This is a genomic window from Erythrobacter litoralis (assembly GCF_029760855.1).
GTDB lineage: Bacteria > Pseudomonadota > Alphaproteobacteria > Sphingomonadales > Sphingomonadaceae > Qipengyuania > Qipengyuania litoralis_A.
In genome coordinates this window covers 209,990-224,725 of sequence record NZ_SOSI01000003.1, presented here as the reverse complement: position 1 = coordinate 224,725, position 14,736 = coordinate 209,990, and the positions used below count along the sequence as shown (strand labels likewise).

The 14,736-nt window shown below is 63.1% G+C and carries 16 protein-coding genes; 8 read left to right on the top strand and 8 right to left on the bottom strand.

Annotated elements, in window-relative coordinates; genetic code table 11:
• Position 1 precedes the first annotated feature (1 nt).
• The 6 genes from E3U23_RS06775 (at position 2) to E3U23_RS06750 (ending at position 4,373) form a co-directional block, all read left to right on the top strand.
• On the top strand, positions 2 to 472 hold the full coding sequence (locus E3U23_RS06775; RefSeq protein WP_279350469.1) for an ExbD/TolR family protein: 471 nt from the start codon (positions 2 to 4) through the stop codon (positions 470 to 472).
• A gap of 23 nt (positions 473 to 495) precedes the next feature.
• Positions 496 to 1,314: an energy transducer TonB gene (locus E3U23_RS06770; protein ID WP_279350468.1), complete on the top strand. Its 819-nt coding sequence runs from the start codon at positions 496 to 498 to the stop codon at positions 1,312 to 1,314.
• Positions 1,311 to 2,708, top strand: coding sequence for a Tol-Pal system beta propeller repeat protein TolB (gene tolB / locus E3U23_RS06765; RefSeq protein ID WP_279350467.1), 1,398 nt, complete (start codon positions 1,311 to 1,313; stop codon positions 2,706 to 2,708). The genes E3U23_RS06770 and tolB overlap by 4 nt, the downstream gene beginning before the upstream one ends.
• 72 nt (positions 2,709 to 2,780) lie before the next feature.
• Positions 2,781 to 3,299, top strand: a complete 519-nt coding sequence (pal, locus tag E3U23_RS06760; protein ID WP_279350466.1) for a peptidoglycan-associated lipoprotein Pal — start codon at positions 2,781 to 2,783, stop codon at positions 3,297 to 3,299.
• A 97-nt stretch (positions 3,300 to 3,396) separates the two neighbouring features.
• Positions 3,397 to 3,930, top strand: a complete 534-nt coding sequence (locus E3U23_RS06755) for a J domain-containing protein (RefSeq protein ID WP_279350465.1) — start codon at positions 3,397 to 3,399, stop codon at positions 3,928 to 3,930.
• 44 nt (positions 3,931 to 3,974) lie between these two features.
• A complete protein-coding gene (locus E3U23_RS06750; RefSeq protein ID WP_279350464.1) occupies positions 3,975 to 4,373 on the top strand; it encodes a PilZ domain-containing protein in 399 nt (132 codons plus the stop codon).
• Here the strand turns inward: E3U23_RS06750 and E3U23_RS06745 are convergent.
• From E3U23_RS06745 to pdeM, 8 genes are all read right to left on the bottom strand, one after another.
• Positions 4,370 to 5,266, bottom strand: coding sequence for an ATP-grasp domain-containing protein (locus E3U23_RS06745; protein ID WP_279350463.1), 897 nt, complete (start codon positions 5,264 to 5,266; stop codon positions 4,370 to 4,372). The genes E3U23_RS06750 and E3U23_RS06745 overlap by 4 nt on opposite strands.
• Positions 5,267 to 5,324: 58 nt before the next feature.
• Complete coding sequence (locus E3U23_RS06740) at positions 5,325 to 6,635, bottom strand: cystathionine gamma-synthase family protein (protein WP_279350462.1); 1,311 nt, start codon at positions 6,633 to 6,635, stop codon at positions 5,325 to 5,327.
• A gap of 142 nt (positions 6,636 to 6,777) precedes the next feature.
• Positions 6,778 to 7,722, bottom strand: coding sequence for a cation diffusion facilitator family transporter (locus tag E3U23_RS06735; protein WP_279350461.1), 945 nt, complete (start codon positions 7,720 to 7,722; stop codon positions 6,778 to 6,780).
• Positions 7,723 to 7,762: 40 nt separating this feature from the next.
• Positions 7,763 to 8,347, bottom strand: coding sequence for a hypothetical protein (locus E3U23_RS06730; protein ID WP_279350460.1), 585 nt, complete (start codon positions 8,345 to 8,347; stop codon positions 7,763 to 7,765).
• A 148-nt stretch (positions 8,348 to 8,495) separates the two neighbouring features.
• Positions 8,496 to 9,650 carry a DUF547 domain-containing protein gene (locus E3U23_RS06725; RefSeq protein ID WP_279350459.1) on the bottom strand — a complete coding sequence of 385 codons (1,155 nt, stop codon included), beginning with the start codon at positions 9,648 to 9,650 and terminating at the stop codon, positions 8,496 to 8,498.
• Positions 9,651 to 9,855: 205 nt separating this feature from the next.
• Entirely contained in the window at positions 9,856 to 10,368 is a 513-nt protein-coding gene (gene infC, locus E3U23_RS06720) for a translation initiation factor IF-3 (RefSeq protein ID WP_279350458.1), read from the bottom strand.
• Positions 10,369 to 10,563: 195 nt separating this feature from the next.
• On the bottom strand, positions 10,564 to 10,989 hold the full coding sequence (locus tag E3U23_RS06715; RefSeq protein WP_279350457.1) for a hypothetical protein: 426 nt from the start codon (positions 10,987 to 10,989) through the stop codon (positions 10,564 to 10,566).
• A gap of 115 nt (positions 10,990 to 11,104) precedes the next feature.
• Complete coding sequence (gene pdeM, locus E3U23_RS06710; RefSeq protein ID WP_279350456.1) at positions 11,105 to 11,794, bottom strand: ligase-associated DNA damage response endonuclease PdeM; 690 nt, start codon at positions 11,792 to 11,794, stop codon at positions 11,105 to 11,107.
• A gap of 45 nt (positions 11,795 to 11,839) precedes the next feature.
• Between pdeM and hemF the strand changes: the two genes are divergently transcribed.
• Together hemF and E3U23_RS06700 are read left to right on the top strand one after the other, a co-directional pair.
• Positions 11,840 to 12,697 carry an oxygen-dependent coproporphyrinogen oxidase gene (gene hemF, locus E3U23_RS06705; RefSeq protein WP_279350455.1) on the top strand — a complete coding sequence of 286 codons (858 nt, stop codon included), beginning with the start codon at positions 11,840 to 11,842 and terminating at the stop codon, positions 12,695 to 12,697.
• An 87-nt stretch (positions 12,698 to 12,784) separates the two neighbouring features.
• On the top strand, positions 12,785 to 14,701 hold the full coding sequence (locus tag E3U23_RS06700; protein WP_279350454.1) for a M1 family metallopeptidase: 1,917 nt from the start codon (positions 12,785 to 12,787) through the stop codon (positions 14,699 to 14,701).
• The last annotated feature ends 35 nt before the right edge of the window (positions 14,702 to 14,736 follow it).

Here is a 14,736-nt window from a genome sequence, read left to right as displayed (position 1 = left end):
GATGGCGATGTCGCTCGGCACGGGTGGCGGGGCGCGGCGGCGTGGGCGGGGGCGCGGCCGCCGACCGATGTCGGAGATCAACGTCACTCCCTTCGTCGACGTCATGCTGGTGCTGCTGATCATCTTCATGGTTACCGCGCCGCTTCTGACCGCAGGCGTGCCGATCGACCTGCCTGACAGCCGCGCCAATGCGTTGCCGCAGGATCAGGAACAGGTTTCGATCAGCATCGATAGCGACGGCTTCGTCTATATCGACGACGACCAGATCCCCGAGGGAGAGTTGCCGCAGGTCCTGCAGAGCATTTCGCCGGACGGCGGCGAGGGGCCGGACATTACTCTGCGCGCCGATCGCGAGCTCGATTACGGGCGCGTCATGGCGGTGATGGGCGAGCTCAACCGCGCCGGGCTCAATCGCATTTCGCTGGTGACGAATGGCGGCCAGACGAGCCCGCCGGTCAACGGCGGTTCATAAGCGGAACGATAGCGCGGGCGGCAATGGAGAGGACCGGAATCAGGGGCGATGAAAAGACGGGGCTGATCGTGGCGATCGGCTTGCATCTGCTTGTCCTCGTCGCACTGCTGTTCCAGGCGACACGCGAGGTCGAACCGATCCCGCAGACGGAGCGGATGACCGTTAATCTCGCGACCGACGTCGGGTTGGAGGCGACCGCGCCCGACCCGGTGCCGGAGAGCCGCGCCGCGATCGCGCCGACCTTGGCCGATACGCCCGCACCAGTGGCCGAGCCGCAACCCGAACTGCCCCGCCCGATCGAGCGCCCGGTAACCCGTCCGGTCGAACGGCCCGCACCGCGGGTGGCCGAGGCACCGTCACGCCCGCAGCCCCGCCCAGAGCCGCGCCGCGAACAGCCGCGCCGGGAAGCTGCGCAGCCCAAACCCGCCGAGCGGAGCGGTGGCTCGCGCCTGGGCAGCGATTTCCTCGCCGGTGCCGGTGCGAGCACGACGACCAGCGAAACCCGCACGCCCGCCTCGCAAATCGGCGCGAGCGCGAAGGCGTCGCTGTTTCAGGCCGTGGGAAGGCAATTGCGCCCCCACTGGCAGCCACCGAGCGGGCCGGATGTCGATAAAATCGTCACCAAGATCCGTTTTCGGCTCAACCCGAATGGCAGCCTTTCGGGCAAGCCTACCGTGGTCAGCCAGAGCGGCGTGAACGACACCAACAAGGCACAGGCCGGCCGGCACGGAGAACAGGCGATCCGTGCCGTGCAGCTTGCCGCGCCGTTCGATTTGCCCGAAGAATATTACGACGCCTGGAAACTCGTCACCGTGGATTTCGACTGGAAGCTATCGCAATGAAAAAACTGTTCCTTCTTACCGTCGCTTTCGTCGCCGCGCCTTTGGCCGCACAGAGCACCACGACCAATCAGGATCTCGGCGCGCCGATCCAGGAAGGCGGCGAAGTCGAGACGGTCGATGAAGGCGGCGGGCTGACCGGTTCGGTCAGCTTCGAAGGCAATCTCGACGACCTCGGCATCGCCATTCCCGCCTTCGCTGCCGACCGCGACGTGCCCACGCCCGCGAACGCCAACGGCACAGGTGCGCTGGGACGCGAGTTGGCGCGTGTCATCACGTCCGATTTGCGTAACAACGGCCTGTTCAAGCCGACCGGGCCCGACGCGTTGCCCAATCCGAGCTATGCCGAAATCACCGCGCCCAATTGGTCGACATGGTCCAATCGCGGGGCGGAAATGCTGGTGCAGGGCTATGTCCGTGCCCGGGCCGACAACAAGCTGACCGTTGGCTGCTATCTCTACGACATGCAGTTGAAGAGCGAACTGGTGCGCGAAGGCTGGGTCGTCGGCCCCGCCGACTGGCGCCGCGCCGCGCACAAATGTGCCGACCTCGTCTATTCGCGGCTGACCGGCGAAAGCCCGTTCTTCGACAGCCGCATCGCCTATATCGCGGAGACGGGGCCGAAGGGGAATCGCACCAAGCGCCTCGCGATCATGGACAGCGACGGTGCGAACCACCGCTTCATCACCACGGGGCGTTCCACCGCGCTTACTCCGCGTTATTCGCCGGACTACAAGAAGCTGGTTTATCTCAGCTATGTCGACGGCAACCCGCGCATCTATGTCTACGATATCGGCACTGGCAAGCAGACGCTGGTCACGCAGAGCGAGAACCCTACCTTCGCCCCGCGCTGGAGCCCGGACGGCCGAACCATCCTTTATTCCATGGCGGTCGGCGGCAATACGGACATCTATAGCGTCCCCGCGACGGGCGGCAGCAGCAAGCGGCTGACCGATACGCCGGGCATCGACATCGGCGGATCGTACTCGCCCGACGGCAGCCAGATCGTGTTCGAAAGCGACCGGTCGGGCAGCCAGCAGATCTACGTGATGGATGCCAATGGCGGCAATCAGCGGCGCTTGACCTTCTTCGGCGGCCGTGCAGCGACGCCGGAATGGAGCCCGCGCGGCGACCAGATCGCCTTCACGCGCATCTCGGGCGATTTCAACGTAGCGGTCATGAACCCGCAAGGGCGCAACCTGCGCGTGCTGACGAGCGGATGGCAGGACGAGGCCCCGACCTGGGCGCCCAACGGCCGGATCATTCAGTTCTTCCGCACCGCCCGCGGCAGCGGCGAGAGCGGGCTGTGGCAGGTCGACCTGACCGGCGAGAACGAACGCGAACTGCCGACACCCGTCGGCGCGTCGGACCCATCGTGGGGACCGATTTTGCCGTAAGGGCATTGCATAAAACGATAACGAAATTCCGGTGAAACCGGTGTTGCAACGCTGTTATTAAGGGGACAGCCTATGAATACGCGCCTAGCCGCCTCTGCCTTGATCGTATCGACGATCGCACTCGCCGCCTGTAACAAGCGGGCGCCCGAGGAACTTCCGCCCGCACCGGAAGACACCTCGACCGCCACGCCGACCCCGACGCCGACGCAAACCGGCCCGACTGTCGGCAGCCAGTCTCACTTCACCAATGCCGTGGGGCAGGTGAACACCGTCGTCTATTTCGACACCGACGGCTACGATATCGATGCCGAGGATTCCGCCAAGCTTCAGCGCCAGGCGCAGTATTTCCAGCAGTATTCGAACGTGACCTTCACCATCGAAGGGCACACGGATGAACGCGGTACGCGCGAATACAACCTCGCGCTCGGCGAACGGCGTGCGAACGCGGCGAAGAACTATCTCGTCTCGCTCGGCATTCCGCAAAGCCGTATCCGCACCGTAAGCTACGGCAAGGAACGGCCCGTCGCGATGGGCTCGAACGAATCCGCGTGGGCGCAGAACCGCCGCGCGGCGACCGTCACGGTCAATTGATGCAAAGGGGGCCGCGGCGCGTGCTGCGGCCCCTCTTCGCTTGCGCCTTCCGGCTCGCTGCCTAGATAGGGCGCAATGTTTCTACCCCTGACAACCGATGGCTAGAAAGACCCGGTCCAACGATTGGGGCTTTCCCCGCTGGCGTGGCTACGGCTCGGCCCGCGAGGCGACGACCGTGCGCCTGTGCGACCGGCACGGATGCGAGGAACCGGGCGACTGCCCCGCGCCCAAATCGCCCAACAATCCCGATCGCTGGTATTTTTGCCAGCGCCATGCCGCGGAATACAATTCCAAGTGGGATTATTTCGAGGGGCTCGACAAGGCGGAAAAAGCGAAACGCGCCAAGGCCGAACAGTCGGAGAATGCCGGCTATGCCGAGGCGCAGCATTATGGCTGGTCCGGCAGCGGTGACGGATCCCGCAGCGCCGACGAAATGCGCGCGCTCGATATTCTCGATCTCGAAGCCGATGCCGATTTCGATGCGGTGAAGAAAGCCTGGCGGGTAAAGGCCAAAGCCGTCCATCCCGACGTAAAGCCGGGTGACAAGGACGCCGCCGAAGCCTTCCAGAAGTACCAGCTCGCCTACGAGGTGCTGAAGTCCGCCGAAGAACGGCGGGAATGGAAGGGCTGACCGGCGTTAGCCGTTTGTAAGGCATTATCTGCGATGGCCTTCGCATGACCGACGCCAATCCTGTCAATCGCCGCGTAACCAATCGGAAAGCGGCCGATATTGCGCTGACATGCCGTATTCCGGCGCAGCCGGTATCGGCGCGCTTGCGCGATCTCACGGAACGCGGTTGCCGGATCGAACTCGCAACGGCGGGGCCGACGGTCGGGTCGAGCGTGGTGATCGAGCCCTTCAACGGCGATCGGATCGTGGGTCAGGTGCGCTGGGCAGAGAGCAAGACGATCGGTGTACGCTTCGATCGGCGGCTGCGGTCCAACACGGCGACCTTTCTCGGGCTCGAAAAGGAGCCGGCGGTGCAACTTACCGTGGGTTCATCCGGCGGCGACGAACCCGACGGAGACAAGGCCCATCACTGGCTGCGGCGCTTCGGAAAAAGGCCGGTCTAACCTGCGCCTTCGAGTCGAGCGGTAATCCCGGAAGTTAGCTTCGCTCCCAGTTCGCGCCCTTGTTCCGGATAGAGATAAGGCTCGATCGCTTCGGCTTCCATCACCGCTAGTTCGCCAGACGGCAGGCGGATCATGTCTATCCGGCAGTAGAGCAGGTCGGCGAAGGGCAGGGCGGCAACGACCTCTTCGGCAGTCGCACGGTCGTCTGCCGAGGGCGACCACGCTTCCTCGCGGCCGCCGAACAGCGACTGGATGCGGTATTCGCCGTCGCCCGCACGCTTGCGGACACCGTGCGAGAACGTGCCATCGATGAAGACGAAGGTGAATTCGCCTTCGTCGAGAATGCTCGGCAGGAAAGGCTGCACCATGCAGGGCCGCCCCATTCGCCAGCCTTGTTCGGGCAGGGCATTAGCCGAGAAGCGATGCTGTCCGAGGCCGCCCGCGCCGACCTGCCGTTTCACGACCACATCGCCGACTCCAAGCGCCTCCATCGCGCACTCGATCTCGTCGCGTCCCGCATCGTCGAACCATAGCGTGGGCACGATCGTTGCCCCCCGTCGTTCGAGGTCCCGCAGGTAGCGCTTGTCGGCATTCCAGCGCACGACTTCGGGCGGATTGCACACGGCGATCCCCCGCTCCGCCAAAGCATCGAGCCTGGCGATGAAGTCCTCCGCATGGTCCTGATAGTCCCACGCCGTGCCGAGCAGGACGAGCGCCACCCCATCGAAGGCCTCGAAGGGCGCGCGCCAATCGATCTCGATCAGGTTCAGCCCCCGCTCGGCAAAAGCCGGTCGCAGGGCTGCCACCTCGAGATCGTGCTCGAATGCGTCACCCCGCCGCGATCCGGGACCGGGCAGGGTATCGGCGCAGGCGAGGAAGGCGATTGCGGTCATCGGGAGGCGCCTTCCGGCATTGCGGCGTAGGGCAACGCCCCCCGAAACAGGTTGCCGATCAAACCGTCTCCAGCGCCTGCGCGAAGTCGGCGATCAGATCGTCGGCGTCCTCGATCCCGATGCTGATGCGCACGAGGTTGTCCGAAATACCGAGTTCGGTGCGGCGGCCTTCCGCCACCGAAAGGTGCGTCATCGAAGCCGGGTGGCTGGCGAGCGTCTCCGTCCCGCCGAGGCTCACGGCCAGCTTGGCGATCTTGAGGTTGTCGAGGAAGCGGAAGCATTCTGCCTCGCCGCCCTTCAGGAACACCGAGAAGGTCGAACCTGCGCCGAGGCAGTGCCGCTCGTAGATGTCCTGCTGGCGTGCATCCTTGATCATGCCGAGATAGCCGAGACCCTCCACCTTCTCATGGCCGGCGAGGAATTCGCAGACCTTGGTCGCGTTCTCGCCCGCGCGCTGCATGCGCAACTCCACGGTTTCCAGCGAACGCAGCAGCATCCACGCCGTGTTGGGATCGCAGATGCCGCCCATCGTGTTGCGCAGTGACCGCACCGGGTCCATCCACTTCTTCGAGCCGGCGATGCTGCCCGCCACGAGATCGGAATGGCCGCCGACATATTTGGTCAGCGAGTAGACCACGATATCCGCGCCGTGATCGAGCGGGCGCTGCCACAGGGGGCCGAGAAAGGTGTTGTCGATCGCGATCGGGCACGACCAGTCGAGCGCCTCGTCGCGTGCCGCCTTTACCGCCTCGATATCGACCAGGGCATTGGTCGGATTACCGGGGCTTTCGAGATAGACCATGCAGACCTTGCCGCCCGCATCGCTCGCCATGTCCTTTGCCTTCTCAAGCACAGCGTCGATCTCTTCGCGCGTCGCGCCGGCGGGGAAGTCGACATACTGCACACCGAACTTCGCCAGCACCTTGGCGACGAAGCCTTCGCTTGCCGCATAGAGCGGACCGGAATGCACGATCACGTCGCCCTGGCTCGCATAGGCCAGCATGAGGACGCAGATGGCGGTCATCCCGCTGCTGAAGCTCAGTGCATCTTCCGCCCCATCCCAGATCGCGAGCCGGTCTTCGAGGATCTCCTGATTGGGCGCATTGAAGCGCGAATAGACGAGGCCGTCCGCACCGCCCGGCCGTTTGCCGGTAATCCCTTCGAAATGGCGCTTGCCGTCGGCTGCGCTGGGAAAGGCGAAGGTGCTGGTAAGGAAGATCGGCGGCTTCAGACTGCCTTCCGAAAGCACGGGATCGTAGCCGTGGCCCATCATCAGCGTGCTGGGCTTGAGTTCGCGGCCCTTGATCTTGGTCGGCTCGGCCTTAGGGGCCATGCGGGGCGATGTGGGATCGATATCGTTGTCGCTCATGGGGGAGGGACGTCCTTCCTGCGTGTCACGCCCCCAGGAAGGCGGGGGCCGGTGTTTCGGTCTGGCGGCGCCCGTTCCTAACCTCCGCAGGAACGCCTCTCCGCTTCGCTCCCGCGCGATGTAACGTGCAGGCCCGTGCAGTTCAAGAAAGGGCGGCCGCCCCTCCGGCGGCGCGGACGAAGGCGCGTTCGACATCCGGCAATTCGGAGGCGATGCGCGTCTCGAGGTGTGCGGACAACCGCTCCACCTCGTGCGCCGTCAGCGTATCGTCGAAATCGACGCTGACGACTGCGATCACCGTATCGGGCGAGAGTTGCAGCGCGATCACCTCGCCGATCCGTTCGATGCGGCCTTCGGCAAAAGCGAGGTCACGGATTGCCTTTACCAAATCGGGATCGGCGCTTTCCCCGATCAGCAGATGTTTCGATTCCCGCAGGAGGACGACGGCGACTCCGGCCAGCAGCACACCGATCAGGATGGAGGCGATGCCGTCATACACCGGATCGTCGAACCACAATTCCAGGCCGATCCCGGCCGCTGCTATCAGAATGCCTATCACCGCCGCGCTGTCTTCCAGCAGGACGGCGAGGGTCGGGATGTCCTTGATGTCGTGGATCGCCTTGCGCAGCGATTGCGATTTGCGCGTTCGCTGAAATTCCTCGACTGCCTTCACAAGTGACCAGCTTTCGAGGAGGAGCGCGACGCCCAATACGCCGAACGCCACCAGCGGCTGGGTCGTCTGCACGGGATGGCGGATATGCTCGATCCCTTCGTAGAACGAAACGCCCGCGCCGACGCCGAAGATCATCACGCCGACGATGACGGTCCAGAAATACAGTTCGCGCCCGTAGCCGAGCGGATGCAGCCCGTCGGCGGGGCGGCGGCTGCGCTTGCGCCCGTACCACAGCAGCACTTCGTTGAGCGTATCGACGAGGCTGTGCACCCCTTCGGTCAGCATGGCGGACGAGCCGGTGATCGCCGCGGCGACGAACTTCGCAATGGCGATGCCGAGATTGGCGAGGAAGGCCCGCAGAATGACCGCGTTGGTTTCGTCGCCCGCTGCGGCCTCTTGCGTGTCTTCTTTCACGACATGACAGCGCGCAAGTTGCTGCCGCGTTCCGGACGGCTCAATGCGTCGCGGAAAGGTCGAGGCTGTAGATATGCCAGCGGCGCTGGGCCTCGGTTGCGCCCGGCACGTCGTTCGACCGCCGCAGGACGATCGGGCCTTCGTAGCGGATCGGGCGGCCGTCGGCGTCCTGCGCCGTGATGATAAGATCGGTGGTGTAATAGGACGAACCTGCCGCACCCTCCATCCGGCCGTTCGGTACGGCGACCGTTATGTCGCGCAGATCGTCGAACATTCCGGCCCATTCCGCCCTCGGCCATTGGGACTGGCTGCCTTCGTCCAGCATCGCCCAGGCCTGATCCCACTCTTCCAGTTCGATGGCACGGGCGAAGGAGAGCAGGACGTTGCGGGCGCCCTTTTCGGTCCGCTCCGCTTCGGGGGTTAGAGTTGCAGGCGTAAGGTCGGGCTGGCCGTCATTCGCCGCATTCGCCGCCAGAGAGGGCGGCGGCGGCGGTGAGGGGGGCGGGGCATCGGCAGCCGGCTGGTCAAGATCGACGGACGTAACCCTATCGGAGGTCTGCGGCTCGGCATTGCAGGCCGAAAGCAGGACGAGCGCGAGGCCGGAAATGAGAAAACGTTGGGTCATGAATCGAAAAACCGGGGCCGCGCATATCGCGTTCCCCGGTTCATCGCATTCCGAAACGGACAATCCGATCTTTCTGGCCTTGATCGCAGCCTCCCCCTCGTTGCATCGCGAGCAAGGCGGGAAAGACGTTCGCAGAATGATGGAAAGGCTAGTCCACCTCGCTCGCTATTTCCTCTTCCGCGCTGCTCGTGCCGGGCAGGATTATGACCCGCCCGATCCGCCCTTGGTCGCGAAGCTTTTCGTATTTGTTTGCGCGTTCCGACAGCATGCGGCGCATCGAAGCGGTCAGGCGAACGCCTCTGAATCGGTTGTTGTCATCGACGTAATTGTATTCGGGCTCACGTTCGCCCCCGGCCAGATCGGCGATGGCATCGTCGTAAATGTTCGTCTCGATCGCACTCGTTCTCGCAAGGATAGCGGCAACGTCGTCCTCGGCGAACTCGGCGAGGTGCGCATGCAGATCCTGTTCGGTTCGCGGGAAGTAAAACGCGGCGGCTTCGTCATAGATTTTCGAAACAAGCAAGGTTCCGCCGTTGCCTTCCACACCGCGCAGCGAATTCACGAATTCGTTCGCCGATTCGTTCAGCAGCGCGCGCACGTTGGCACCGGTGTAGGCAGTGCGCTGGATTGAAGGCCCCCCGATTTCGCCACGGAAAAAACCGTACATCACAACCGGATCGTCCCAGTTCGGATAAACGATTGCGGTGCGGATGTCTTTCGGGCTGAGTTTGACGCCGGCCACTTCGATAAACCGCGCTTCGTCGAGCGGACGCTTATTGGGTCCGACACGGATGCGGGAGGGGCTGGCAACAGGATAATGAGCGGCAATCTGTTCGATCACCGCAACATTGTGAAGGTTGATCCAGTAAGCGAGCTGCTCGTTGCGCGGCAGGCTAGTAATATCGACCTCGGAGCCGACACGTTCCAGATCGCGGCGATATTCGGCAAGGGGCGCGAAATCTTCCGGATCCAGTAGGGAAAAGATGATCCGATTGCCTTCCAGACGGAAGCGCGATTTATGGCCGTAAACGTGGTGGGTGCCCACCAACGGATCGGGCCGGCCCAACCCTTGCCGCGTGGACGGACCCATTCTCAGCACCATGTAAGCCAAGGCCTTGTCGAGAAACGAGTATTCGAGCGAAACGTCATTCTTCGCAGCATCGGGCCGCGGAACGAAGGAATTGGTTTCGCCATCCGAGACGATGTTCGCAGTCGCATCGACCGGATTTTGCGCTTCGAGCGACGATGCACCGAGCAGCGTAACACCACTTAGAAACACTAATACCGACGAACGCTTGATCATTCGATTTCCCCACTAACGTCTCGCTGTTCTATCATGATAGCACAGGCGCTTCGATTACGATGACGTTTGCAGAATCATCCAAGCGTTCCGCCGATCCACTATTCCCGCCGTCAAGAATCAGATCGGATTTGCTGTCCAAATAAAAGAAAACCGGGACTGCGCCGAACGCAGTCCCGGATATTTCGAAATACTGCTACTGGTTTGCTTATTTCGGCGAGAGCACCATCACCATCTGTCGCCCTTCGAGGCGGGGGAAGCTTTCGACCTTGGCGATTTCTTCCGTATCGTCGCGCACGCGGTTGAGCAGGTCCATGCCGAGCTGCTGGTGCGCCATTTCGCGCCCCCGGAAGCGCAGGGTGCATTTCACCTTATCGCCGTTCTCGATGAACTTGTTCACGTTGCGCATTTTGACGTCGTAATCGTGATCGTCGATGTTCGGACGCATCTTGACCTCTTTGATGTCCTGGGTCTTCTGCGTCTTGCGCGCGAGGTTCGCTTTCTTCTGCGCCTCGTAGCGATATTTGCCGACATCGAGGAACTTGCACACCGGCGGGTCGGCATTGGGCGAGACCTCGACGAGGTTCAGGCCATGCTCGTTGGCCTCTTCGACCGCTTCGCGCGTATACATAACGCCCCGGTTCTCGCCTTCGTGATCGATCACGCGGACCTTGGGGACATTGATCATGTTATCGTAGCGCGGGCCGCTTTTGACGGGCATCTGCGTGCTACGGCGGGGTGGACGGGCTATGGGGCATTCTCCTTTGGGGGCTTCGTATAAGGCGCGTTATGTAGGCATTGTTCCGTAGATTCGGAAGAGGGCCTTTGGCGGGCGTGCCGATTTGCGCGCGGCGTGGCGTTTGGGGCGCAGGGGAGGGTGGTTTCGATAGCACGGATCGAATGGCAGATTACGACCCTAATTGCTGACATTGTGATTGTCGTTCGAACCAGAAAAGCGCTTAAGGCATTTGCGGACGATCTGAGTGATCATTGGTCTGGTAAAATCGCCAACTGGGTCATCGGTCTTGTCTTCTTTGCGATGGTATTCACCAGCGTCAAATGCATCATAGACTTCATAAAACGTGTCAGGCCACGGCTTACTCAAAGGTTTCCCAATCCAGCCAATCAAGATCACCCAAAGCTCATTCACAACTTCATCACAGAACTCGTATGAAAGTTGCCCCCGATGAAATCGGGTGGCCAGTTCAAAACCAAAGCTATCGAGGAAGTTGCCCGCCGTTTGATCACGCTGAGTGGCCCACTGAAATACATCATTCTCCGAGATTGCCACTACGCCAGTATCGTCCATTTTGGCGGCAATTGCGCCGAATATGTCGTTCATCGGACTTTTCATGGATCTTATGCCGAATGTCTGCAATCCACCCCACAAGCGGACTTTACTTGCTGACCTAATATAGCCGGGTGCAAACCGCTATAGCTTGCGGCCCTCAACCACATTAAGCCGCCCGCCACAGCGGGAACGTCGCCAGCCGCCCCTTCGCCGGGACCACCGCGTCGATACGGTCGGCCGGTTGCAGCGCCTTCAGGATCGCCGGGTCGGCGGCGTTCATGCCGCCGGTATAGGCGCCGAAGGCGGGGAGGATCATGCGGCCGCCGCCTGTATCGTTCGCGCTGATCACCGCGCAGGGGCGGCGGATGTGGCGGCGGTGGATGGTGAGTTGCAGGCGCGGGTGGTAATGGCCGGAGAGTTCGGGCCGGGTCTCGCCCTTTTCCGCCCGGTGGCGCAGGATCAGACCGTCGAGCTCGATCTCCTCCACCAGCGTGCCGCCGCAGCGCGCCTCCATTTCAGGATCATGGTTGCCGGTAATCCATACCCAGTCGACCGCCTTGGTCAGCGCCTCCAGCATGCCGCAGGCATGGGGTTCGAGCCTGGTCGAACCGTCGCTGTCGTGGAAATTGTCACCCAGCGTAATGACCCGCCGCGCCCCCGTCTCGCGAATGGCAAGCGCCACCCGTTCCAGCGTCTCGCGACTGTCGTAGGGCGGGACCATCTGGCCGTGGCGGGCGAAGAAGCTGCCTTTCTCCAAATGCAGGTCGGCCACCAGTAAGGCCTGCTCGCGCGGCCAGTACAGCGCGCGGCCTTCGGTGAGCAGCCATTCCTGATCGGCGAACGAAAGGGGAACCATGCGGGGCTATTGCCCTTGCGGCCTCGGCTTGGCAAGGCTTGTCGCATGACAGACTGGTCCAGCGAAACCCACGAAGCCCGCACATGGTTCGAAATCTTGCGCAATCGCATCTGCGCCGAGTTCGAGACGATCGAGCGGGAGGCGGGGTCGGATGCGGCGTTCGAATATACCGAATGGCACCGCGAGGAAGAGGGCAATGCCGATCCCGGCGGCGGGACGCGCGGCCTGATGAAGGGCAAGGTGTTCGAGAAGGTGGGCGTCAATGTTTCCACCGTGCGGGGCAGCTTCGCCAAGGAATTCGCCGGTACGATCAACGGCGCGAGTGAGGAAGCGCCCGGTTTCACCGCCACCGGCATCAGCCTGGTTGCGCACATGGCCAATCCGCATGTGCCCGCGGTCCATATGAACACCCGCTTCCTCGCCACCACCAAGGCATGGTTCGGGGGCGGGGCGGACCTCAATCCGCCGATCCCCTACGAGGACGACACGGAAGCCTTCCACGCCCGCTTCCGCGCCGCCTGTTCGGCTCACAACCCCACCTATTACGACCGGTTCAAGAAGTGGGCGGACGAGTATTTCTACATCCCCCATCGCGGTGTGCATCGCGGGGTCGGGGGCATCTTCTACGATCATCTGGAATGCGACGATCGCGAGGCGTTCGCGCGCAATCTCGCCTTCACCAAGGATGTGGGAGAAGCGTTTCTGGACGTCTACCCGATGCTGGTCCGCCGCCGGATGGACAGCGACTTCTCCGATGCCGATGTCCAGACCCAGCTCGAATGGCGCGGGCGCTATGCCGAGTTCAACCTTGTTTACGACCGCGGCACGCTGTTCGGCCTCAAGACCGGCGGGAATATCGATGCCATCCTGATGAGCCTGCCGCCGCGCGCCGTGTGGAGCTGATTGGCAAGCGCGCGCAGCGTTTGGCCAATCGCGCGTTCATCGCCATATAGGCATCTGTAACAGATACTTGGATTTCCGGAGAATTCGATGCGCCGCCTTGCCGCACCCCTGATTGCCCTTCTTGCCACCACCGCCTGCACCACGATGGAGACCGCGCCGATGGCCCAGCAAACCCGCGCCGGCGATGCGATGGTCTCGCCGATCCTGACGACGCCGGAGGCGAAGGACAACCAGACCTACGCCCAGCCGCAGATTGCGCGCGTCACTCACGTCGCGCTCGACCTTGACCTGAACTTCGATGCGCAGGCGATCGGCGGCACCGCTGTGCTCGACATCATGGCCGAGCCGGGTGCCGAAGAAATCGTGCTTGACGACAAGGGCTTGCAGATCACGTCGATCACCGATGGCGAGGGCCGGGCGCTGCCTTACGAGATTGGCCGGCCGCGTGCCGGAGCGAATGACGATATGGGCGCGCCGCTGACCATCCGGATCGGCGATGCGCGGCAAATCCGCATCGCATACGCCGCCGCCGAGAATGCCAGCGCACTGCAATGGCTCAGCCCCGAACAGACCGCGGGCGGCGAATATCCCTTCCTGTTCAGTCAGGGCCAGGCGATCCTCAACCGCACCTGGATTCCCACGCAGGACAGCCCTGGCATCCGCCAGACCTGGGAAGCACGCATCACCGCGCCCAAGCCGCTCGACGTGGTGATGAGCGGCGTGCGGCAGGGCGAGCCGGAGGACCTGAGCGACGGACGCCGCGCCTTCCGCTTCGTGATGGACAAGCCGGTGCCGCCCTATCTCATCGCAATCGCGGCGGGGGACATCGACTTCCAGGCACTGGGTCCGCGGACCGGCGTCTGGGCGGAACCGTCGGTTCTGCCGCGCGCCGCGCAGGAAGTGGGCGATACCGAGCAATTGGTCGCCGCCGCCGAGAAGCTCTACGGTCCCTATCGCTGGGGACGGTACGACATGATCGTGCTGCCGCCGTCCTTCCCCTATGGCGGGATGGAAAACCCGGTGATGACCTTCCTCACCCCCACCTTCATCGCCGGCGATCGGTCGAACAACGGTCTCGTCGCGCACGAACTGGCGCACAGCTGGTCGGGCAATCTGGTGACGAATGCGGTGTGGGGCGACGGCTGGCTCAACGAAGGCGTGACCTCCTATTTCGAGAACCGGATCGTGGAGGCGGTCTACGGCAAGAAGCGCGCCGAACAGGAAGCAAGCCTTGCCTTTGCCAACATCCAGGAAACGCTGGACGAGGTCGGCGCGGATGCGCCGGGCACCGCGCTGCACAATGACGGCGAAGGCGAACTGGTCGGAAGTGCGATTGCCTACGACAAGGGCCACTATTTCATGCGTACGGTGGAAGGCATCGTGGGCCGCGAGCGCTTCGATGCGTGGCTGCGGCAGTGGTTCGACAATCATGCGTTCGAACCCGCGACCAGCCAGATGCTGTACGACGACATGATGGCCAACCTTGTCCGCTCGCCGGAAGAGGCGGAACGACTGATGCTGCGCGAATGGATTTTCGAGCCGGGCCTGCCGTCCAACGTGAAGCGTCCCGATCCCGCCGCCTTCGCCGAGGTGGATGCGGCGGTCGGCGCCTATGCCAATGCAGGGACGATCCCTTCAAGCTGGGAAAGCTGGACCAGCGCGGAACGCCAGCGCTTCCTCGACAATATTCCCAAGGAACGCACCGCCAACCAGCTTGCCGCGCTCGACCGGGCGCTGGGCCTTTCGCAGACCGGCAATAACGAGGAGCTGTTCCTCTGGCTCGAACTGGCGCTCGCCAACCGCTACCAGCCGGCAGTGCCGCAGGCCGAGACCTTCCTCGCCGATGTCGGCCGCGCGAAATTCGTGCGTCCGCTTTTCGCGGTGCTGGCTGCGGACGAGCAGTGGGGCATGCCGATCGCACAGCGAGTCTACGACCGGACCCGCCCGACCTACCACGCGGTAACTCGCGCGGGCGTCGACCGGGTGCTTGGCCGAACCGATTAGTCTGTTCGCGGTTTTTGCGTTGCATTGCGGGATGA

What these genes read in the sequence shown, in the direction of transcription:
- E3U23_RS06750 (WP_279350464.1), top strand. Translation starts at nt 3,975, where the DNA reads ATGACCGACGCCAATCCTGTCAATCGCCGCGTAACCAATCGGAAAGCG.
- E3U23_RS06740 (WP_279350462.1), bottom strand. Translation starts at nt 6,635, where the DNA reads ATGAGCGACAACGATATCGATCCCACATCGCCCCGCATGGCCCCTAAG.
- hemF (WP_279350455.1), top strand. Translation starts at nt 11,840, where the DNA reads ATGACAGACTGGTCCAGCGAAACCCACGAAGCCCGCACATGGTTCGAA.
- infC (WP_279350458.1), bottom strand. Translation starts at nt 10,368, where the DNA reads ATGCCCGTCAAAAGCGGCCCGCGCTACGATAACATGATCAATGTCCCC.
- pal (WP_279350466.1), top strand. Translation starts at nt 2,781, where the DNA reads ATGAATACGCGCCTAGCCGCCTCTGCCTTGATCGTATCGACGATCGCA.
- pdeM (WP_279350456.1), bottom strand. Translation starts at nt 11,794, where the DNA reads ATGGTTCCCCTTTCGTTCGCCGATCAGGAATGGCTGCTCACCGAAGGC.
- E3U23_RS06725 (WP_279350459.1), bottom strand. Translation starts at nt 9,650, where the DNA reads ATGATCAAGCGTTCGTCGGTATTAGTGTTTCTAAGTGGTGTTACGCTG.
- E3U23_RS06775 (WP_279350469.1), top strand. Translation starts at nt 2, where the DNA reads ATGGCGATGTCGCTCGGCACGGGTGGCGGGGCGCGGCGGCGTGGGCGG.
- E3U23_RS06770 (WP_279350468.1), top strand. Translation starts at nt 496, where the DNA reads ATGGAGAGGACCGGAATCAGGGGCGATGAAAAGACGGGGCTGATCGTG.
- tolB (WP_279350467.1), top strand. Translation starts at nt 1,311, where the DNA reads ATGAAAAAACTGTTCCTTCTTACCGTCGCTTTCGTCGCCGCGCCTTTG.
- E3U23_RS06730 (WP_279350460.1), bottom strand. Translation starts at nt 8,347, where the DNA reads ATGACCCAACGTTTTCTCATTTCCGGCCTCGCGCTCGTCCTGCTTTCG.
- E3U23_RS06700 (WP_279350454.1), top strand. Translation starts at nt 12,785, where the DNA reads ATGCGCCGCCTTGCCGCACCCCTGATTGCCCTTCTTGCCACCACCGCC.
- E3U23_RS06715 (WP_279350457.1), bottom strand. Translation starts at nt 10,989, where the DNA reads ATGAACGACATATTCGGCGCAATTGCCGCCAAAATGGACGATACTGGC.
- E3U23_RS06745 (WP_279350463.1), bottom strand. Translation starts at nt 5,266, where the DNA reads ATGACCGCAATCGCCTTCCTCGCCTGCGCCGATACCCTGCCCGGTCCC.
- E3U23_RS06755 (WP_279350465.1), top strand. Translation starts at nt 3,397, where the DNA reads ATGGCTAGAAAGACCCGGTCCAACGATTGGGGCTTTCCCCGCTGGCGT.